Origin of the sequence: Pseudomonas resinovorans NBRC 106553, assembly GCF_000412695.1 — a bacterium.
In the GTDB taxonomy this organism is placed as follows: Bacteria; Pseudomonadota; Gammaproteobacteria; order Pseudomonadales; family Pseudomonadaceae; genus Metapseudomonas; species Metapseudomonas resinovorans_A.
In genome coordinates this window covers 2,168,247-2,187,391 of record NC_021499.1, presented here as the reverse complement: position 1 = coordinate 2,187,391, position 19,145 = coordinate 2,168,247, and the positions used below count along the sequence as shown (strand labels likewise).

17 protein-coding genes and 6 tRNA genes are annotated in these 19,145 nt (G+C 65.8%); 4 read left to right on the top strand and 19 right to left on the bottom strand.

What is annotated here, in order from left to right; translation table 11 throughout:
• Nucleotides 1-15: 15 nt before the first annotated feature.
• From PCA10_RS09945 to leuC, 6 genes are all read right to left on the bottom strand, one after another.
• The gene (locus PCA10_RS09945; RefSeq protein WP_016491943.1) at nucleotides 16-1,044 is read right to left on the bottom strand and encodes an aspartate-semialdehyde dehydrogenase; all 1,029 of its coding nucleotides are present in this window, start codon (nucleotides 1,042-1,044) and stop codon (nucleotides 16-18) included.
• Between the two features lie 110 nt (nucleotides 1,045-1,154).
• Complete coding sequence (gene asd / locus PCA10_RS09940; RefSeq protein WP_016491942.1) at nucleotides 1,155-2,267, bottom strand: aspartate-semialdehyde dehydrogenase; 1,113 nt, start codon at nucleotides 2,265-2,267, stop codon at nucleotides 1,155-1,157.
• 56 nt (nucleotides 2,268-2,323) lie between these two features.
• Nucleotides 2,324-3,406 (bottom strand): 3-isopropylmalate dehydrogenase, encoded by a 1,083-nt coding sequence (leuB, locus tag PCA10_RS09935; protein ID WP_016491941.1) that lies wholly within the window; start codon nucleotides 3,404-3,406, stop codon nucleotides 2,324-2,326.
• A gap of 42 nt (nucleotides 3,407-3,448) precedes the next feature.
• Nucleotides 3,449-4,213 carry a class I SAM-dependent methyltransferase gene (locus tag PCA10_RS09930; RefSeq protein ID WP_016491940.1) on the bottom strand — a complete coding sequence of 255 codons (765 nt, stop codon included), beginning with the start codon at nucleotides 4,211-4,213 and terminating at the stop codon, nucleotides 3,449-3,451.
• Nucleotides 4,214-4,232: 19 nt separating this feature from the next.
• Nucleotides 4,233-4,877: a 3-isopropylmalate dehydratase small subunit gene (gene leuD / locus PCA10_RS09925; RefSeq protein WP_016491939.1), complete on the bottom strand. Its 645-nt coding sequence runs from the start codon at nucleotides 4,875-4,877 to the stop codon at nucleotides 4,233-4,235.
• A gap of 15 nt (nucleotides 4,878-4,892) precedes the next feature.
• Nucleotides 4,893-6,317: a 3-isopropylmalate dehydratase large subunit gene (gene leuC / locus PCA10_RS09920; RefSeq protein ID WP_016491938.1), complete on the bottom strand. Its 1,425-nt coding sequence runs from the start codon at nucleotides 6,315-6,317 to the stop codon at nucleotides 4,893-4,895.
• Nucleotides 6,318-6,487: 170 nt separating this feature from the next.
• Between leuC and PCA10_RS09915 the strand changes: the two genes are divergently transcribed.
• Together PCA10_RS09915 and PCA10_RS09910 are read left to right on the top strand one after the other, a co-directional pair.
• Nucleotides 6,488-7,375, top strand: coding sequence for a LysR family transcriptional regulator (locus PCA10_RS09915; protein WP_016491937.1), 888 nt, complete (start codon nucleotides 6,488-6,490; stop codon nucleotides 7,373-7,375).
• Between the two features lie 110 nt (nucleotides 7,376-7,485).
• Nucleotides 7,486-11,157 (top strand): sensor domain-containing protein, encoded by a 3,672-nt coding sequence (locus tag PCA10_RS09910; protein ID WP_016491936.1) that lies wholly within the window; start codon nucleotides 7,486-7,488, stop codon nucleotides 11,155-11,157.
• Nucleotides 11,158-11,215: 58 nt separating this feature from the next.
• Here PCA10_RS09910 and PCA10_RS09905 read toward each other — a convergent pair whose 3' ends face one another.
• On the bottom strand, nucleotides 11,216-11,662 hold the full coding sequence (locus PCA10_RS09905) for an Hsp20 family protein (protein WP_016491935.1): 447 nt from the start codon (nucleotides 11,660-11,662) through the stop codon (nucleotides 11,216-11,218).
• Nucleotides 11,663-11,776: 114 nt separating this feature from the next.
• Here PCA10_RS09905 and PCA10_RS09900 point away from each other — a divergent pair, with 114 nt between their 5' ends.
• Nucleotides 11,777-12,523: an SDR family oxidoreductase gene (locus tag PCA10_RS09900; protein ID WP_016491934.1), complete on the top strand. Its 747-nt coding sequence runs from the start codon at nucleotides 11,777-11,779 to the stop codon at nucleotides 12,521-12,523.
• Here PCA10_RS09900 and PCA10_RS09895 read toward each other — a convergent pair.
• Complete coding sequence (locus PCA10_RS09895; RefSeq protein ID WP_041770195.1) at nucleotides 12,520-13,494, bottom strand: tRNA dihydrouridine synthase; 975 nt, start codon at nucleotides 13,492-13,494, stop codon at nucleotides 12,520-12,522. The genes PCA10_RS09900 and PCA10_RS09895 overlap by 4 nt on opposite strands.
• Before the next feature lie 124 nt (nucleotides 13,495-13,618).
• On the opposite strand from PCA10_RS09895, the gene PCA10_RS09890 reads away from it, so the two are divergent.
• Complete coding sequence (locus PCA10_RS09890; RefSeq protein ID WP_016491932.1) at nucleotides 13,619-14,011, top strand: hypothetical protein; 393 nt, start codon at nucleotides 13,619-13,621, stop codon at nucleotides 14,009-14,011.
• A 3-nt stretch (nucleotides 14,012-14,014) separates the two neighbouring features.
• Here PCA10_RS09890 and PCA10_RS09885 read toward each other — a convergent pair whose 3' ends face one another.
• The 11 genes from PCA10_RS09885 to gltX all read right to left on the bottom strand — a co-directional run bounded on the left by PCA10_RS09885 (nucleotide 14,015) and on the right by gltX (nucleotide 19,122).
• The gene (locus PCA10_RS09885) at nucleotides 14,015-14,464 is read right to left on the bottom strand and encodes an acyl-CoA thioesterase (RefSeq protein WP_016491931.1); all 450 of its coding nucleotides are present in this window, start codon (nucleotides 14,462-14,464) and stop codon (nucleotides 14,015-14,017) included.
• Nucleotides 14,461-15,111: a bifunctional 4-hydroxy-2-oxoglutarate aldolase/2-dehydro-3-deoxy-phosphogluconate aldolase gene (locus PCA10_RS09880; RefSeq protein ID WP_016491930.1), complete on the bottom strand. Its 651-nt coding sequence runs from the start codon at nucleotides 15,109-15,111 to the stop codon at nucleotides 14,461-14,463. Before PCA10_RS09880 ends, PCA10_RS09885 begins: the two co-directional genes overlap by 4 nt.
• A gap of 112 nt (nucleotides 15,112-15,223) precedes the next feature.
• Complete coding sequence (locus PCA10_RS09875) at nucleotides 15,224-16,066, bottom strand: alpha/beta hydrolase (protein ID WP_016491929.1); 843 nt, start codon at nucleotides 16,064-16,066, stop codon at nucleotides 15,224-15,226.
• Nucleotides 16,067-16,077: 11 nt separating this feature from the next.
• On the bottom strand, nucleotides 16,078-16,617 hold the full coding sequence (locus PCA10_RS09870; RefSeq protein WP_016491928.1) for a TetR/AcrR family transcriptional regulator: 540 nt from the start codon (nucleotides 16,615-16,617) through the stop codon (nucleotides 16,078-16,080).
• A gap of 169 nt (nucleotides 16,618-16,786) precedes the next feature.
• Nucleotides 16,787-16,862 (bottom strand) — tRNA-Glu (locus PCA10_RS09865).
• A 64-nt stretch (nucleotides 16,863-16,926) separates the two neighbouring features.
• A tRNA-Ala gene (locus PCA10_RS09860) sits at nucleotides 16,927-17,002 on the bottom strand.
• A 43-nt stretch (nucleotides 17,003-17,045) separates the two neighbouring features.
• Nucleotides 17,046-17,121, bottom strand: a tRNA-Glu gene (locus PCA10_RS09855).
• Between the two features lie 62 nt (nucleotides 17,122-17,183).
• A tRNA-Ala gene (locus PCA10_RS09850) sits at nucleotides 17,184-17,259 on the bottom strand.
• Nucleotides 17,260-17,302: 43 nt separating this feature from the next.
• Nucleotides 17,303-17,378, bottom strand: a tRNA-Glu gene (locus PCA10_RS09845).
• A 41-nt stretch (nucleotides 17,379-17,419) separates the two neighbouring features.
• Nucleotides 17,420-17,495 (bottom strand) — tRNA-Ala (locus tag PCA10_RS09840).
• A gap of 145 nt (nucleotides 17,496-17,640) precedes the next feature.
• Nucleotides 17,641-19,122, bottom strand: coding sequence for a glutamate--tRNA ligase (gene gltX / locus PCA10_RS09835; RefSeq protein WP_016491927.1), 1,482 nt, complete (start codon nucleotides 19,120-19,122; stop codon nucleotides 17,641-17,643).
• Nucleotides 19,123-19,145 lie beyond the last annotated feature (23 nt).

The window sequence follows — 19,145 nt, the reverse complement described above, 5'->3', positions numbered from 1 at the left end:
AGTTTCTACCAATTTTCAGGTAAGTATCTTTGACAGATAGTGTTTTATCAACAACTCGGCCGACTGCACAGCGTTGAGCGCAGCGCCTTTTCTTGCATTATCGGAAGCAATCCACAAATTGAGTTCGCAAGGGTCATCCAGGCCGCCGCGAACCCGGCCTACATATACCGAATCCTGCCCCACGGCGTCGCCGACAGCGGTCGGATAGTCGCCCTCCTCCTCCACAAATTCGACGCCCGGCGCCCGGCTCAGGCATTCACGCACCGCGGCGAGGTCCACCGCCTGCTCGGCCACCAGGGAAACCGCGAGGCTGTCGCCGAAGAACACCGGCGCCAGGGCGCAGGTGGCGGCCACGCGCAGACCCGGCTCACCGAGCAACTGCTTGATCTCGGCACCAAGGCGGCGCTCCAGGGCGATATGCCCCTGGGCGTCCGGCGCAGCGACCTGGGCAAAGATGTTGAAGGCGATCTGGCGATCGAAGAAGCGCGGTTCCAGCGGGCGTGCGTTGAGCAGCTCCGCGGTCTGCCGGGCCAGCTCGTTGACGCCTTCGCGACCACGGCTGGATACCGCCAGGTTGGCCAGCACGCTGAGGCGCTGCGGCTTGAGCAGGCCCTTGAGCGGCGCCAGCACGCAGGCCAGGGCGACCGCCGAGGCGCTCGGGCTGCTGAGGCTGTAAGGAGGCACCAGGCCTTCGAGCAGCTGCGGGTTGGCTTCCGGCACCAGGCTCGGCGCTTCACTGGCGTCCAGCGCGCCGGACAGGTCGATGATGGAGCAGCCCGCGCCGGTTGCGCTGGCCGCGAAACTGCGGGTCGCCGCCTCGCCTGCCGCGAAGAAGACCAGTTTTACCTGGGCAAAGTCGAAATCGGCCACGTCCCGTACGCGCAGGTTGCGCCCCTTGAAGGGCACGGAGGCGCCGGCGGATTCGCCGCTGGCGAGCAGATACAGGTTCCCGACCGGGAATTCCCGCTCTTCGAGGAGCTGGACGAGGGTTTCGCCAACGGTGCCGGTGGCGCCGATCACGGCGATATCGAGGGACTGGCTCATGGGGTACTACTTAATGGCGATGCGAGGAGCGGCACTGTAACCGCCACCCCGCATGCAAGCAATCAAGGGACTCAGGGTACCGACGAGCCTCATCGGCACCCTGCTCGCCGTCAACGCTCCAGCAGGATGCGCAGCATGCGGCGCAGCGGCTCGGCGGCGCCCCAGAGCAGCTGGTCGCCAACGGTGAAGGCGCCCAGGTACTGCGAGCCCATATTGAGCTTGCGCAGACGGCCGACCGGTACACTGAGGGTGCCGGTCACGGCGGTCGGGGTCAGCTCGCGCATGCTGATTTCGCGCTGGTTCGGCACCAGCTTCACCCAGGGGTTGTGCTGGCTGATCATGCCTTCGATGTCGGCGATCGGCACGTCCTTGTTCAGCTTGATGGTCAGCGCCTGGCTGTGGCAGCGCATGGCGCCGATGCGCACGCAGATGCCATCCACCGGGATCGGGCTCTTGAAGCGACCGAGGATCTTGTTGGTCTCGGCCTGGCCCTTCCACTCTTCACGGCTCTGGCCGTTGGGCAGTTCCTTGTCGATCCAGGGGATCAGGCTGCCGGCCAGGGGTACGCCGAAGTTTTCGGTGGGGAAGTCTTCGCCGCGCATGGCTTCGGCCACCTTGCGGTCGATGTCGAGGATGGCGCTGGCCGGGTTGGCCAGGTCATCGGCGACGGCCGCGTGGGTAGCGCCCATCTGCTTGATCAGCTCGCGCATGTTCTGCGCGCCGGCGCCGGAGGCCGCCTGGTAGGTCATGGCGTTCATCCACTCCACCAGACCGGCTTCGAACAGGCCGCCGAGCGCCATCAGCATCAGGCTGACGGTGCAGTTGCCGCCGATGTAGTTCTTGGTACCAGCGTCCAGCTGCTGGTCGATCACCTTGCGGTTCACCGGGTCGAGGACGATCACCGAGTCATCCTGCATGCGCAGGCTGGACGCGGCGTCGATCCAGTAACCCTGCCAACCGGCTTCGCGCAGCTTGGGGAATACCTCGTTGGTGTAGTCGCCGCCCTGGCAGGTGAGGATCACATCGAGGTTCTTCAGCTCGTCGATGCTATAGGCGTCCTTCAGCGGGGCAATTTCCTTGCCGACCGCGGGGCCCTGGCCACCGACGTTGGAAGTGGTGAAGAACACCGGCTCGATCAGGTCGAAATCCCGCTCTTCCAGCATTCGCTGCATGAGAACGGAACCCACCATGCCGCGCCAACCGATAAGACCTACACGCTTCATGACAACTACACCTTCTTGAAAAAGTGGGCCGCTGGTACCCCAGCGGGCCCGACAGATTACAGATTCCGCAGTGCTGCGACCACTGCATCGCCCATTTCGCGAGTACCGACCTTGGTCGCACCGGCGGAGTAGATATCGCCGGTCCGCAAGCCCTGATCCAGCACCAGGCTGACGGCCTTTTCGATGGCGTCGGCGGCAGCGGTCTGGTTGAAGCTGTAGCGGAGCATCATCGATACGGAGAGTATGGTCGCCAACGGGTTGGCGATGCCCTGGCCGGCGATATCCGGCGCCGAACCGTGGCAGGGTTCGTACATACCCTTGTTGTTCGAATCCAGCGAGGCGGATGGCAGCATGCCGATGGAGCCGGTGAGCATGGAAGCCTCATCCGACAGGATGTCGCCGAACATGTTGTCGGTGACCATCACGTCGAACTGCTTGGGCGCACGCACCAGCTGCATGGCGGCGTTGTCGACGTACATGTGGCTGAGTTCGACGTCCGGATAGTCCTTGGCCACTTCCTCCACGACTTCGCGCCACAGCTGGCTGGAAGCCAGGACGTTGGCCTTGTCCACCGAGCAGAGCTTCTTGTTGCGCACGCGGGCCATGTCGAAACCGACACGGGCGATGCGGCGGATTTCGCTCTCGCTGTACGGCAAGGTGTCGTAGGCCTGGCGCTCGCCGTTCTCCAGCACGCGCTGCTCGCGCGGTTGGCCGAAGTAGATGCCGCCGGTCAGTTCGCGGACGATGAGAATATCCAGGCCCGCGACCACTTCCGGCTTGAGGCTGGAGGCAGCGGCCAGTTGCGGGTAGAGGATGGCCGGGCGCAGGTTGCCGAACAGGCCCAGTTGCGAACGGATCTTCAGCAGGCCGCGCTCGGGGCGGATGTCACGTTCGATCTTGTCCCACTTCGGGCCGCCCACGGCGCCCAGCAGCACGGCGTCGGCCTTGCGCGCACGCTCCAGGGTCTCGTCGGCCAGGGGCACGCCGTGCTTGTCGATGGCGGCGCCGCCGATGACGTCCTCGGTCAGTTCGAAGCCTAGCTGGAACTTGTCGTTGGCCAGCTCCAGCACCTTGACCGCTTCGGCCATGATTTCCGGGCCGATACCGTCGCCGGGAAGAATCAGAATCTGCTTGCTCATGCTTTCCTCTCGTTAGGCGCACTCCGCGCCATGCAATGCGTTCTAGCGTCCGGCCCAGAGCACCAGTACATCGGTGCTGAAGGAGCCGTCCGCAGCAATTTCAAAATACTCGCGAACCTCTTCACCCTGGGCGTTCTGCAAGGCCAGGATGGCGTCGCGGAACACCGCCGGGGTGCGCATGCGCTCGATCCAGGAGCCGAACTCCAGGCGCAGGCGCTGACGCGTATGGCGATCGACGTGCAGGCCCGCTTCGCTCACCTGCCGCAGCCATTCGGCGGTCGAATAGTCGCGCACATGACTGGTATCGCGCAGCACCTCCACCGTTTGCAGATGGGTGTCGAGCAACGGGCTGCCCGGCGAGGCGACGTCGATGAAGGCCGCCACGCCGCCGGGCTTCAGCACCCGACGCACTTCGCGCAGGGCCAGGCCCAGATCGCTCCAGTGGTGCGCCGAGTAACGGCTGAAGACGAAGTCGAAGCTGGCGTCGGCGAAGGGCAGCCGCTCGGCCGCCCCGCGCTCGGTACGCACGTTCGCCAGGCCACGCTGCGCGGCAGCCGCGGCGACCACCTCGAGCATCTGCTCGGACAGGTCGTAGGCCACCACTTCGCCCACCAGTGGCGCGACATGGAAACTGACGTGCCCCGCGCCGCAGCCAAGGTCGAGGACACGGGCAGCGCCATGGCCTTGCACCGCCGCCTGCAGCAGCGAGAACTCCACGCCCTGGGCGTGCACGGCACTGCTCAGATAGGCACTGGCCTGCTCGCCGAACTGACGCTGGACAACCTGCTCATGGGCCTTGTCGCTCACCTTGTACTCCTCGGGTTGTTCAGGCGTCGCGGAACAGCCAGGGGCTGTTGGCGCGGTGCTTGCCTTCGAAGGTCTTGATCGCCTCAGCATCCTGCAAGGTCAGGCCGATGTCATCGAAACCATTGAGCAGGCAGTGCTTGCGGAACGCGTCCACCTCGAAGCCGTACTGCTTGCCATCCGGACGGGTCACGGTCTGCGCCGCCAGGTCCACGGTGAGCTGGTAGCCCTCGTTGGCCTCGCACTGCTGGAACAGCTCGTCGACTTCCTCGTCCTTCAGGATGATCGGCAGCAGGCCATTCTTAAAGCTGTTGTTGAAGAAGATGTCGGCGTAGCTCGGCGCGATGATGGCGCGGAAGCCGTACTCTTCCAGGGCCCAGGGCGCGTGCTCGCGGGAGGAGCCGCAACCGAAGTTCTCGCGGGCGAGCAGCACGCTGGCGCCCTGGTAACGCGGGAAATTCAGCACGAAGTCCTGGTTCACCGGACGCTTGGAGTTGTCCTGGTTCGGCTGGCCGACGTCCAGGTAGCGCCACTCGTCGAACAGGTTGGGGCCAAAGCCCGTGCGCTTGATCGACTTGAGGAATTGCTTGGGAATGATCTGGTCGGTATCGACGTTGGCGCGATCCAGCGGAGCGACGAGACCGGTGTGTTGTGTAAAGGCTTTCATCTCGACTCTCCTTCCTTACTTGAGCAGTTCGCGAACATCGACGAAACGACCGGTCACCGCCGCGGCGGCGGCCATGGCCGGGCTGACCAGGTGGGTACGACCACCGGCACCCTGACGCCCCTCGAAGTTGCGGTTGGAGGTGGACGCGCAATGCTCGCCACTCTCCAGGCGGTCGGGGTTCATCGCCAGGCACATGGAGCAGCCCGGCTCACGCCATTCGAATCCCGCCTCGATGAAGACCTTGTCCAGGCCTTCCTTCTCGGCCTGCTGCTTGACCAGACCGGAGCCCGGCACCACCAGCGCCTGCTTGATGGTCGCGGCGACCTTGCGGCCCTTGGCCACTTCGGCGGCGGCACGCAGGTCTTCGATCCGCGAGTTGGTGCAGGAACCGATGAACACGCGGTCCAGCTGGATATCGGTGATCGCCTGGTTGGCGGCCAGGCCCATGTATTTCAGGGCGCGCTCGATGGAGCCGCGCTTGACCGGGTCCGCTTCGGCGGCCGGGTCCGGCACGCGCTGGTCGACCGGCAGCACCATCTCGGGGGAAGTACCCCAGCTGACCTGGGGAATGATGTCTTCGGCGCGCAGCTCGACCACGGTGTCGAAGTGGGCGTCGGCGTCGGACACGAGGTCACGCCAGGCGGCCACGGCGGCGTTCCAGTCGGCGCCCTTGGGTGCGAACGGACGGCCCTCGACATAGGCGATGGTCTTCTCGTCCACCGCCACCAGGCCGACGCGGGCACCGGCCTCGATGGACATGTTGCAGATGGTCATGCGGCCTTCGACGGACAGGTCGCGGATGGCGCTGCCGGCGAACTCGAGGGCATGGCCGTTGCCGCCGGCGGTACCGATCTTGCCGATGACGGCCAGCACGATGTCCTTGGCGGTGACGCCGGCGGGCAGTTGGCCCTCCACGCGCACCTGCATGTTCTTCATCTTCTTCGCCACCAGGCACTGGGTGGCCAGCACATGCTCGACCTCGGAGGTGCCGATGCCGTGGGCCAGCGCCCCGAAGGCGCCGTGGGTGGAGGTGTGGGAGTCGCCGCAGACCACGGTCATGCCCGGCAGGGTGGCGCCCTGCTCCGGGCCCACCACGTGGACGATGCCCTGGCGCACGTCGTTCATCTTGAACTCGAGGATGCCGAAGTCATCGCAGTTCTCGTCCAGGGTCTTGACCTGGATGCGCGACACTTCGTCGGCGATCGCGTCGAGGCCGCCCTGGCGCTCGGCGCGGGTGGTCGGCACGTTGTGGTCCGGGGTGGCGATGTTGGCGTCGATGCGCCAGGGCTTGCGAGCGGCCAGGCGCAGCCCTTCGAAGGCCTGGGGCGAGGTCACTTCGTGGAGGATGTGACGGTCGATGTAGATCAGCGACGAACCATCGTCGCGGCGCTTCACCTCGTGTGCATCCCAGAGCTTGTCGTAGAGCGTCTTGCCGGCCATCGTCAGGTCCTCATCAGCGTGCTTCGTTGCGCAGGGGTCGAAAGCCCCTTTTGCTTGTGGGGACGATGCTAGGGGCTTGCATCGAATAACTCAAATTCATATTTTTTATTTAAAGCATTCCTTTGAGGAATGTATAAGCATACGAGCCCCAGCAATCACGGAGTCCATACATGGATCTGGCCAGCCTCAATGCCTTCATCGCCATTGCCGAGACCGGCAGCTTCTCGGAAGCGGGCGAGCGCCTGCACCTGACCCAGCCGGCGGTGAGCAAGCGCATCGCCTCCCTGGAACAGCAGCTCAGCGTGCGCCTGTTCGACCGCCTGGGCCGGGAAGTGAGCCTGACCGAGGCCGGGCGCGCGTTGCTGCCACGGGCCTACCAGATCCTCAATGTGCTGGACGACACCCGCCGCGCCCTGAGCAACCTGTCCGGCGACATCAGCGGCCGCCTGACCCTGGCCACCAGCCACCACATCGGCCTGCACCGCCTGCCGCCGCTGCTGCGCGCCTTCACCCGCGCCTACCCGCAGGTGGCCCTGGACATCCAGTTCCTCGACTCGGAAGTGGCCTATGAGGAAATCCTCCATGGCCGCGTGGAACTGGCGGTGATCACCCTGGCACCTGAGACCGCGCTACCGGTACAGGCGGTGCAGGTGTGGAACGACCCGCTGGATTTCGTCGCCGCGCCGGAACACCCCCTGGCCCGCGACAAGACCATCTTCCTCCCCGACGTGGCGCGGCACCCGGCGGTATTCCCCGGCGGCAACACCTTCACCCACCACATCGTCCGCCGCATGTTCGAGGCCGAGGGCCTGACACCGAACATCGCCATGAGCACCAACTACATGGAGACCATCAAGATGATGGTCTCCATCGGCATCGCCTGGAGCGTGCTGCCGCGCACCATGCTCGACGACTCGGTGGTGCGCCTGCCGCTGCAGGACATCCAGCTGTCGCGCCAGCTCGGCTACATCCTGCACACCGAGCGCACCCTGTCGAACGCCGCCAAAGCCTTCATGGCGCTGCTGGATGCCCAGCGCGATGACCTTGCGTACCTGTAAGCGCAAAGGCTAAGTTGAACCCCAGCCAATAAGAACAGGGTCGGGAAGGCGCCAGGATTGGCCACTCTTCACCGACCCACTCTCTGCCCTATCGCCGGAAAGGGGCGCGCATGCGCAAAGCCAGTGACCCGAATCCCCCGCTCCCCCATATCCCCGCCATCGACCCCAGCGCCTTCGAGCGATCCTGGCAGGATGCCCCCAGCCTGCTGGCTGCGCTGAACGGCGCGCGCCTCGGCGCCTGGTCCTGGGACATCGATTCCGGCCGGGTGAGCTGGTCCCGCGGCGCCCAGGCCCTGTTCGGCCTCGACCCGCACCGCCCCCTGCGCAAGCCGGTGGACTACATCGAACTGATTCCCGAGGAGGATCGCGGCGAAGTCCTGCGCCTGTTCCGCGACGTGCTCGATGGACGCCAGGCCGAGCGCGCCCTGCTCCACCGCATACGCTGGCCCGACGGCAGCCTGCACTGGCTGGAAATCAGCGGCAGCCTGCAGCCCATGACCGATGGCAAGCGGCGCATGATCGGCGTGATCCGCGACGTCACCGAGCAGCAGCAACACGCCCAGGACCTGATCAACTCCAGGCAACGCTACTCCAGCCTGTTCCACCTCAGCCCCGACGTGGTGCTGCTGGTGCGCCTGGCCGACAGCCTGATCGTCGAAGCCAACCAGCATTTCGAGAACCTGCTGGGCTGGCCGGTGGAGCAGACCATCGGCCGCACCACCCTGGAACTGGGCATCTGGGAAGACCTCGGCCAGCGCCAGTGGCTGCACGACAACTGCCACGGCAGCAGCGCGCCGGTGGCCCAGGAGGTCAAGCTGCGCACCCGCCAGGGCGGCGTGCTCGACGGCGTACTGTCCAGCCAGTACATCGAACTGGAAGGCCAGCCCTACCTGATCAGCACCTTCCTCGACACCACCGAACGCAAGCGCGCCGAGAACGCCCTGCGGATCAGCGAGGAAAAGTTCGCCAAGGCCTTCCGCAGCACCCCCGAAGCGGTGGTGATCACTGATCGCGCCAGCGGCTGCTTCATGGAGATCAACACCGGCTTCGAGCGCCAGTTCGGCTGGAGCCAGGAAGAAACCATCGGCCGCAGCTCCCTGGAACTGGGTATCTGGGAAGACCCGCAGCAGCGCCAGCGGATGCTCGACACCCTGCAGCGCCACGGCCGCCTCGACGAGCTGGAAGTCAACCTCAGGCGCCGTGACGGCAGCCCGGCCACCTGCCTGCTTTACGGCGAGGAAATCGAGCTGGGCAGTCGTACCTGCCTGGTGCTGACCGTTCGTGACGTGACCCTCCAGCGCGCCCAGGAGCAAGCCCTGAAGGACAGTCAGGAGCGCCTCAACCTGGCACTCGAATCCGCGGATCTCGGCACCTGGGACTGGCACATCGACGCCGGCACCCTCTACGGCTCCGCCCGCGCCTCGGCCCTGCACGGCCTGGCCCGGGAGCCCTTCGAGGGTGAGTTCCGCGACTTCTTCGTCTACGTGCCGGACGAGGACCGCCAGAACATGCGTCGCGCCTACCAGGAAGTGCTCGAGGGCGAGAGCGACGAATACCAGGTGACCTACCGCGCCCGCTTCGACAATGGCGAGGTGCACTACCTGGAAAGCACCGCCAGGCTCTACCGCGACGAACTCGCCCGGCCGGTACGGATGACCGGCATCCTCATGGACATCAGCGAACGGGTGCGCCGCGAGCAGCGGCTGGCGGCGTCGGAAGAGAAGTTCGTCACCCTGTTCCAGGCCAGCCCCGACCCGATCTGCGTATCGCGCATCCGCGACGGCCTGTTCATCGAGATCAACCCGAGCTTCAGCGAAGTGTTCGGCTGGCAGCCGGAGCAGATCGTCGGGCGCGCCGCGCCGCAGATCCAGTTCTGGGCCGACCCCGAGCAGCGTTCGCGGCTGTACGCCCAGATACTGCGCGACCAGGGCCTGGACAACGTCGAGGCACGCTTCCGCACCTTCGACGGCCGTCTGCTGACCTGCGTGGTGTCCAGCCGCTTCATCCGTGTCGAGCGCCAGCTCTGCATCACCACCACCTTCCGTGACATCACCGCCCGCCAGCAGGCCGAGGCGGCGCTCAAGGCCAGCCAGGAGAAGTTCGCCAAGGCCTTCCACTCCAGCCCCGACGCCATCACCATCACCGAGCGCGACACCGGCCGCTACATCGAGGTCAACGAAGGCTTCTGCCGCCTCACCGGCTACCGCGCCGACGAAGTCCTGGGCCGCACCGCCGGCGACATGAACATCTGGGCCAACCCCGGCGGCCGCGAGCAATTGCTCGAATTGCTCCGGCGCAACGGCCGCGTGCACCACCTGGAAATGCTCGGCCAGCACCGCGACGGCAGCCACAAGGTCGTTGAGGTCTCGGTGGAGCAGATCGAACTCGACGGCAAGACCTGCCTGTTGCTCACCGCGCGGGACATCAGCGCCCTCAAGGACGCCCAGGCGCAGATCCAGCACCTGGCCTACCACGATCCGCTGACCAACCTGCCCAACCGCGCGCTGCTGACCGACCGGCTCAAGCAGCAGATCGCCCTGCTGCGGCGCCATGGCATGCGCGGCGCCCTGCTGTTCCTCGACCTCGACCACTTCAAGCACATCAACGATTCCCTCGGCCACCCCCTGGGCGATGCGGTGCTGAAGATGGTCACCGCCCGCCTGGAAGCCAGCGTACGCATGGAAGACACCGTGGCGCGCCTGGGCGGCGACGAGTTCGTGGTGCTGCTGACGGGCCTTGAGGGCAAACGCTCGGCGGTCACCCGCCAGGTGCGCGAAATCGCCGACAAGCTGCGTAAGCTGCTGGCCGAGCCGATGTTGCTGGAAGGCCATCGCCTGCAGGTCACCCCGAGCATCGGTATCGCCCTGATCCCCGACCACGGCGACAGCCCGGCCGACCTGCTCAAGCGCGCCGACATCGCCCTTTACCGCGCCAAGGATTCCGGACGCAACGCGATCCAGATATTCCGCAAGACCATGCAGGAAGCCGCCAGCGAGCGCCTGCGGCTGGAGAACGATCTGCGCCTGGCCCTGGCCCGCGGCGAGTTCGAATTGCACTTCCAGCCCCAGGTGGATGCCCGCAACAACCGCGTGACGGGTGCCGAAGCCCTGCTGCGCTGGCACCACCCGACCCTGGGCCCGCAATCCCCCGGCCAGTTCATCCAGGTCCTGGAGGAAAGCGGCCTGATCCTCGAGGTGGGCGCCTGGGTGCTGGACGAGGCCTGCAACGCCTGCGAGCAACTGGTGGCCGAGGGGCTGGTCGATCCCCGCGACTTCAGCCTGTGCGTGAACATCAGCCCACGCCAGTTCCGCCAGAGCGACTTCGTCGAACGGGTCGAACGCAGCCTGCAACGCAGCCAGCTACCGGCCCAGCTGCTGAAACTGGAGATCACCGAAGGCATCGTCATCCAGAACATCGAGGACACCATCGGCAAGATGCGTCGCCTGAAGAAGCTCGGCGCGAGCTTCGCCATGGATGACTTCGGCACCGGCTATTCGTCCCTGACCTACCTCAAGCGCCTGCCGGTGGATGCGCTGAAGATCGACCAGTCCTTCGTCCGCGAGGCTACCCAGGACTCCAACGATGCGGAGATCGTCCGCGCCATCGTCGCCATGGCCCACAGCCTGGGCCTGGAAGTGATCGCCGAAGGGGTGGAACAGGCCGAGCAACTGGCCTTCCTCGAACAGCAGGGCTGCCACCTCTACCAGGGCTACCTGTACAGCCGCCCGGTGTCCCTGGCGGAGTTCCGAGCCCTGCTGGCGCGAACCTCGATGGCACCCTGACACGGGCATGAAAAAGGGCGCCCGCAGGCGCCCTCTTTCGTTCCGGCTTGTCCGGAGATCAGTTTTCCAGCACTGCCCGCTGGCCACCGATGGGGATGCGCTTGGCCTTGGCTTCCTCGGGCACCACGCGCACCAGGTCGATGTTCAGCAGCCCGTTCTGCAGGGCGGCGGACTTGACCTCGATGTGGTCGGCCAGGCGGAAGGACAGCTTGAAGGCGCGCTGCGCGATGCCGTGGTGCAGGTAGGTGACGGCTTCGTCGCTCTTCTCGCGCTTGCCACCGGCCACGGTCAGCACGCCACGTTCCACCTGGAGCTCCAGGTCTTCTTCCTGGAAGCCGGCGGCGGCGACGACGATGCGGTACTGGTCATCGCCATGCTTTTCGACGTTGTAGGGCGGGTAGCTGCTGCCACCTTCATTGCGCAGGGCGGATTCGAACAGGTCGTTGAAACGGTCGAAGCCCACGGAATGACGGAAAAGGGGGGCGAGGGAAAAAGCAGTGCTCATGTATCGATCTCCTGAGTAATCAGCAAGTGTTTCAAGTGCGGGACCCGACTTCGGCATCCCGCAGTAAACTAGATAGGGTCGGCCGAACGCATTTCAAGCCCCCGAGGAAATCCCATGCAGAAAGTCATGCTCATCACCGGTGCCAGCCGTGGCATCGGCGCCGCCACCGCTCGTCTCGCCGCCCAGCGCGGCTACGCCCTGGGCATCAACTACCGGCAACGCCGCGACAGCGCGGATGCGCTGGTACGGGAGATCGAGGCGGCGGGCGGGCGCGCCGTCGCCCTGGGGGCGGATGTCGGCGACGAAAACCAGGTACTGCGGATGTTCGAACAGCTGGACCAGGCCTTCGGGCGGCTGGATGTGCTGGTGAACAATGCCGGCATGCTGGAGCGCCAGATGCGCCTGGAGGACATGGATGGCGCACGCATCGAGCGGGTGCTGCGGGCCAACGTGCTGGGCAGCTTCCTCTGCGCGCGGGAAGCGATCCGGCGCATGTCCACGCGCCATGGCGGCCAGGGCGGCGCCATCGTCAACCTGTCGTCCATCGCCGCGCGCATCGGCGCGCCGGACGAGTACGTCGACTACGCAGCGGCCAAGGGCGCCATCGACAGCATGACCCTGGGCCTGGCCAAGGAGCTGGCCGGCGACGGCATACGCGTCAACGCCGTGCGGCCCGGCGTGATCCGCACCGAGATCCATGCCAGCGGCGGCGAGCCCGATCGCGTCGAACGGGTGCGCCAGGCGGTACCCATGGGGCGCGGCGGCGAAGCCGAGGAAGTGGCCGCGGCCATCCTCTGGCTGGCTGGCGAGGAGGCGTCCTATACCAGCGGGGCGATCCTGGATGTGGCCGGCGGACGCTAGACCGCTTCGGCCCAGTCCCGGGCGAGTTCAGGCACGCCAAGCAACGCATCGATGCGCGCGCAGTCGCTTTCCCGGCGTACTTCGGCGAACAGCACCACCGCCTCGGGATAGCTGCGGGTGAGCATGCCCAGCCACTGTTTGAGGCGCCCCGGCGCATAGCGCGGCGCCAGCTTGCGCCGGGCCTGGCGCCAGAAGTCCTGCAGCAACGGCTGGAGTTCGGCCCAGGTCATTTCCCGCACCGTCTCACCAGCCCGCGCCGCGGCGATCTGCCGGGCCAGGTCCGGGCGCGACACCAGGCCACGGCCGAGCATGATGTCCTCCACCCCGCTCACCTCGCGGCAGCGGCGCCAGTCGTCCAGGGTCCAGATCTCACCGTTGGCGAACACCGGCACCTTGACCGCCTCCTGCACCCGCGCCACCCACTCCCAGTGCGCCGGCGGCTTGTAGCCGTCGACCTTGGTCCGCGCGTGCACCACGATCTGCTGGGCGCCACCCTCGGCCAGCGCCCGCGCGCAATCCAGGGCGCCGTCCGGGCTGTCGAAACCGAGGCGCATCTTCGCCGTCACCGGGATGGCCGCCGGTACGGCGCGGCGCACTTCGCGGACGATGGCGTGCAGCAACTCCGGCTCCTTGAGCAGCACGGCGCCGCCCCGGGACTTGTTCACCGTCTTGGCCGGACAGCCGAAGTTGAGGTCGATCACCGGGGCGCCCAGCTCACAGGCAAAGGCGGCGTTGTCCCCCAGGCAGACCGGGTCGGACCCCAGCAGCTGCACGCGCATGGGCGTGCCGGCGGCAGTCCGGGCACCCTGTGCCAGTTCGGGGGCGAGTTTCTCGAAGGTACTGGCCGCCAGCAGGCGGTCGCAGACCCGGATGAATTCGGTCACGCACCAGTCGATGCCGCCGACACGGGTCAGCACATCGCGAAGGATCTCGTCGACCAGCCCCTCCATGGGGGCCAGGGCGATTTGCATGGGCAACAGGCTCGGAAGAAAAGGTGCGTAGTTTACGCAGCATGATGGACGGCGAATATCCCGGGGAGCATCAGGCAGGACTGGTGGTCGAAAAAACATCGATTCAGTGCAGGAGAACTGCTGGATGAATTCGCTCGTACCCGTGCTCGCCGCGCTCACACTGGCCTCCACCGTTGTTTTCGCCGCCAGCGAGGCGATCTTCGCGCCACCGTTGCAGCCGGCGCCGGACGCCCTGGGCGAGTTGCTGGTCAGCCGCGACGAGAACGCGGCGAACGCCTGCGATATCGACCTGTACGTACAGAACGAACTGGTGGCGCAACTGGCCCCCGGCGAGTCGGTGAGCATCCCGGTACGCGCCGGCGAGGTCGCCCTGCGGGTGGCGTCGAGCAGTTCCGGCTATTGCGCCGGGCAACCCGCCGGCAGCCCGCAGTCGGCGATCATCCAGCCTGGCGAAGTGCGCCACCTGCGCATCGTCCAGGAGCAGCATGAAGTGTTTCTCGCACCCGCTGCGGAATAGCCCTTACAACTCCATCGGGAACGGCGGCTGCAAGGCAGCGCCGTAACCGTCGACGAACTCGCCGGGCATGCGCTTGGGCCTGCCGCTGGAGAGCTCGATGCAGACGAAGGTGGTCTTGGCCCGCAGCAGCGTGGCGCCGTCCTCCGGCCGCACCAACTGGAAGCGCCGGTCCATCTTCAGGCGATGGTCCGACTCGACGATCCAGGTGCCGACCTGCAGCTCCTGCCCCTCGTAGGCAGCGGCAAGGTAGTCGATCTCATGCCGCAACACGGCCATTGCGCGGTCCAGGCGGCGGTATTCGGCCAGGTCCAGCCCCAGGCTCTGGGAGTGGCGCCAGGCGCAGCGCTCCAGCCAACTGACGTAGACCGCGTTGTTGGCATGGCCGAGGCCATCGATATCATCGGCGCCGACCTTGAGATCGATGACGAAGGGATTGGGCATGTCCCAGTTCATGAATGGAGCTCCAGGCTACCGGCCAGTTCACGTGCCTCACTGGCGAGTTGGGTGATCTGATCCCAGGCGCGGGCGCGGATCAGGCTTGTAGGTGCGATCCAGGTGCCGCCGACGCAGGCGACGTTGGGCAGGCGCAGGAAGGTCAGCAGGTTGTCGGGGGTCACCCCGCCGGTAGGGCAGAAACGGATGCCGGTGAAGGGGCCCTTGAGGCTCTTCAGCATCTTCACGCTGCCATTGCCATTGGCCGGGAAGAGCTTCAGCGAGCGGTAGCCATACTCCAGCGCCAGCAGTACTTCGGAGGGCGTCATCACGCCGGGCAGGTAAGGCAGGCCGGAATCCTCGGCGGCCGCGGCGAGACGCTCGGTGCAGCCGGGGCTGACGGCGAAATGCGCCCCGGCGTCGCGCGCCTCGAGGAACTGTTCGGTGTGGATCAGGGTGCCCGCCCCCACCAGCAGGTCAGGGAACTCCTTGCGGATCGCCGCCAGCGCGTCCAGCGCCCGCGGTGCGCGCAGGGTCACTTCCAGCACGTCGATGCCACCGGCCCTGAGCGCTCCCGCAAGATCCAGGGCCAGCCCGATATCCTCGATCACCAGCACAGGCAGAACCGGTCGCGCCCGCTGCAGCACCACATCCATCGTCAGGCTCATGTCCGTTCTCCACATCACAAAATTCTCCGCCCCGGGAGCAAACCACCACACCCGGCCGATGAACCTTGGAAGTAGAGCACCGACGGCGGGTCACCTGCCAGCCCCGCGCGCTTCAGGCGGACGCCTGCACCGTGCTCGCCGGCTCGCGCACCTGGGCCAGCAGCCTGAGCACCGCGTCCAGCACTCGGGCGTCGGCCAGCAGCCGCCGATGACCACCGCGCTCCAGGTGCAGCAACTGGCTGTCGAACCAGACGTCGTGAAGCGTCCTGGCTTCGCTGATCGGCACCTCCAGGTCGTCTTCGGCGTGCACCACGAGACCGGGGATATCCAGTTGGTAGCGCCTCGCGTCCAGATGCGCAGCGGGAATTCCGGCGTGGCTTTCCACTTCGCTGACGAAATACGCCCTCGCCTTCGGCGGCAGCCCCATGAAGCTGGCGAAACTGCGCAAGGGCCCGAGGATGCGGCTGGGCGCTGAAATACTCACCAGGGCCCTGGCACGCAGCCCCATCTGGCTGGCGAGCAACACGCTAGCGCCACCCAGGGAATGGCCGATTACCGCGTGCAACGGCGGCAACTCACCGGCGGCCTCCAGCAAGGCCCGCGCGAACAGCACCACATTGGCTTCGTGCCCCGGCGAACGCCCATGGGCGGGACCATCCAGCGCCACCACGCCGTAACCCTCCGCCACCAAGGCCTCGATCAGGCTGGCGAACTGGGTCGGCCGCCCTTCCCAACCGTGCATGAGCAGTACGGTCGGGCCGCTGCCCCAGCGCAGGGCGGACAGGCCGAAGCGCAGGGTGATGCGTTCGCCGCTGGTGAGCAGGGGCATTTCCCAATCCCGCGGCGGCAGGTTGCGCGGCGTCATGAACTGGCGGCGCATGCGGCGAGCGACGGTTTGCGGGGCCAGGCGGCCGAGAACGGCATTGACGCCACGGATAAGAGGCAGGTTATTCACGGTCGGTCTCCTCAGATCACCGCCGACTTGGCGGCACGCAGTACGCGATCGGACAAATCGCCTTCGCCCAGGGCGCGGGCCAGGGCCAGGCCGCCCACCATCAGGGCGATGTCGGCGAGGGCCTGGTCGACCTCCTCGGGGGAGTCGCACATCTGGGCACTGATCAACTCCAGGTGCTCGGCCAACAGCTCGCGATAGGCCTGGGGCAATTGCGGCATCGCCCCCAGGGAGCTGGGCAGCGGACAACCGGCGCGCGTGGCGTCGCGGTGCTTGCGCGACAGGTAGAAACCCGCAGCCAGGGCACGTCGCTCGGGGCCGGGCAAGCTCGGCTCGAGCAGCGCCATGAGGTCCCTGCGCTTGCGCAGCAGTTGCTCGAAGACCTCCAGCATCAGCGCATCCTTGCTGCTGAAGTGGGCGTAGAAGCCGCCCACCGTCAGCCCGGCGGCGGCCATCACATCCGCCACGCCGGGTTCCTGCGGGCCGTGCTGCAGCATGGCCGAGGCGGCAGCCTCCAGGATGCGCTCACGGGTCTGGGCTTTCTTTTCGCTCATGGCGGCCTCCGATTAAATTACACACATAATATTATTTGTGTAATACAACTTGGCAAGCCACTTGTGACGCCGTTCGTCGGCAGCGATTTTTCAAAGGGGGAGAAAAACAAAAGGGCCATTCCAGACTGGAATGACCCTTGAAAAGCCCGCAGTGCGGGAAATCTGAAAGTGGCGTCCCCTAGGGGACTCGAACCCCTGTTACCGCCGTGAAAGGGCGGTGTCCTAGGCCACTAGACGAAGGGGACAAGAACCTTCGAACAGCAGGGCCAGCACTTAGGCTGGCCCTGAGTGATGCACGTGGCATCGATTTGGTGGAGCTAGACGGGATCGAACCGTCGACCTCTTGCATGCCATGCAAGCGCTCTCCCAGCTGAGCTATAGCCCCGAATCACTTCGGCTACACCGGCATTGCCGGTGCTGCTGGAATATGGCGTCCCCTAGGGGACTCGAACCCCTGTTACCGCCGTGAAAGGGCGGTGTCCTAGGCCACTAGACGAAGGGGACAAATCCTTCTGAAAACAGGACCAGCGCTAGGCTGGTCCTTTTGATGCGTGGCGCATCGTGTTTGGTGGAGCTAGACGGGATCGAACCGTCGACCTCTTGCATGCCATGCAAGCGCTCTCCCAGCTGAGCTATAGCCCCGAATCACTTCGGCTGCACCGGCATTGCCGATGCTGCTGGAATATGGCGTCCCCTAGGGGACTCGAACCCCTGTTACCGCCGTGAAAGGGCGGTGTCCTAGGCCACTAGACGAAGGGGACGAAACCTTCATGCCTGTTCGCGACGATCCACCCTGAAAGAGTGGTGGAGCTAGACGGGATCGAACCGTCGACCTCTTGCATGCCATGCAAGCGCTCTCCCAGCTGAGCTATAGCCCCGTCGCGAGGACGGGGCGCATATTAGGTGCGCCCCCTCCTGCTGTCAACACTATTTTTTCAACAAGCCAAACTTTTTTATCTGGAAGAACAAACACTTACCCGACCTCGGCCGATGCGGGCCCGCCCAGCACCGGCCGCGGGACCATCAGGCGATGGCGCCGAGCAGCTTCTCCCACTCCTTGGTTTCTTTCTTCGACACGCCACCCAGCAGCTCGATGGCCTGGCGCAGACGGTAGCGACTGAGATCGGCCCCGAGAATCTCCATGGCATCGAGCACCGACACCGAGCTCGCCTGACCGGTAATCGCCGGGAACATCAGCGGCATCACGTCACGCAGCTTGAGCTCCAGGTGTTCGGCGACGGCCTGGATACAGCCGGTGATGCGATCCTTTTCCCATTGGCGCAGGGATTCGAGTTTCCACAGCACCAGCTGCATGACCTGGCGCACCTGATCCGGGCTCAATTTCTTGTGCTCGAACAGCTTGGCGTCCAGCGGCACGGCACCGGAGAAGAAGAAGCCGGCCAGCGGTGCGATCTGGCTGAAGGTTTCCACCCTGCCCTGCACGTGCGGCGCAATGCGCATCAGGTACTCGGGATTGAGCGCCCACTTCTGCACCTCGGCCGCGAAGCGCTCTACCGGCAGCTCGCGAATCCACTGGCCGTTCAGCCAGGAGAGTTTCTCCAGATCGAAGATCGGCCCGCCCAGGGACACCCGCGACAAGTCGAAGTGCTCGATCATCTCCTCCAGGGAGAACTTCTCGCGCTCGTCCGGCATGGACCAGCCCATGCGCCCCAGGTAGTTGAGCATCGCCTCGGGCAGGAAACCCATGCGCTCGTAGAAGGTGATGGACGTGGGGTTCTTGCGCTTGGACAGCTTGCTCTTGTCCGGATTGCGCAGCAGCGGCATATAGCAGAGCTTGGGCTGCTCCCAGCCGAAGTATTCGTAGAGCTTGATCAGCTTGGGCGCCGAAGGCAGCCATTCCTCGCCACGCAGTACGTGGGTGATGCCCATCAGGTGGTCGTCCACCACGTTGGCGAGGAAGTAGGTGGGCAGCCCGTCGGTCTTCATCAGGACCTGCATGTCCATGCGGTCCCACGGGATCTCGACATCGCCACGGAGCATGTCCGGCACCACGCAGACGCCTTCGCTCGGCACCTTCATGCGCACGACGTGGGGCTCGCCGGCGGCGATGCGCTGGTCGGCCTCATCCCGGGTAAGGTGCATGCAGTGACCGTCGTAGCGCGGGGTTTCCTTGCGCTCGGTCTGCTCGGCGCGCAGCTTGTCCAGGCGCTCGGCGGTGCAGAAGCAGGGGAAGGCGTGACCCTTGTCCACCAGCTCCTTGGAGTACTGCTTGTAGATCTCGCCACGCTCGCTCTGCCGATACGGGCCGTGGGGACCGCCCACGTCCGGACCTTCGTCCCACTCCACACCGAGCCAGCGCAGGGCGTCGAAGATCTGCTGCTCGGACTCGCGGGTGGAGCGCAGCTGATCGGTGTCTTCGATGCGCAGGATGAACTGACCGCCGTGCTGGCGCGCGAAGCAGAGGTTGAACAGGGCGATGTAGGCAGTGCCCACGTGCGGGTCACCAGTGGGCGACGGCGCGATTCGGGTGCGGACGGTGGTCATGGAGTGGTCTCGAAACAGAGGGT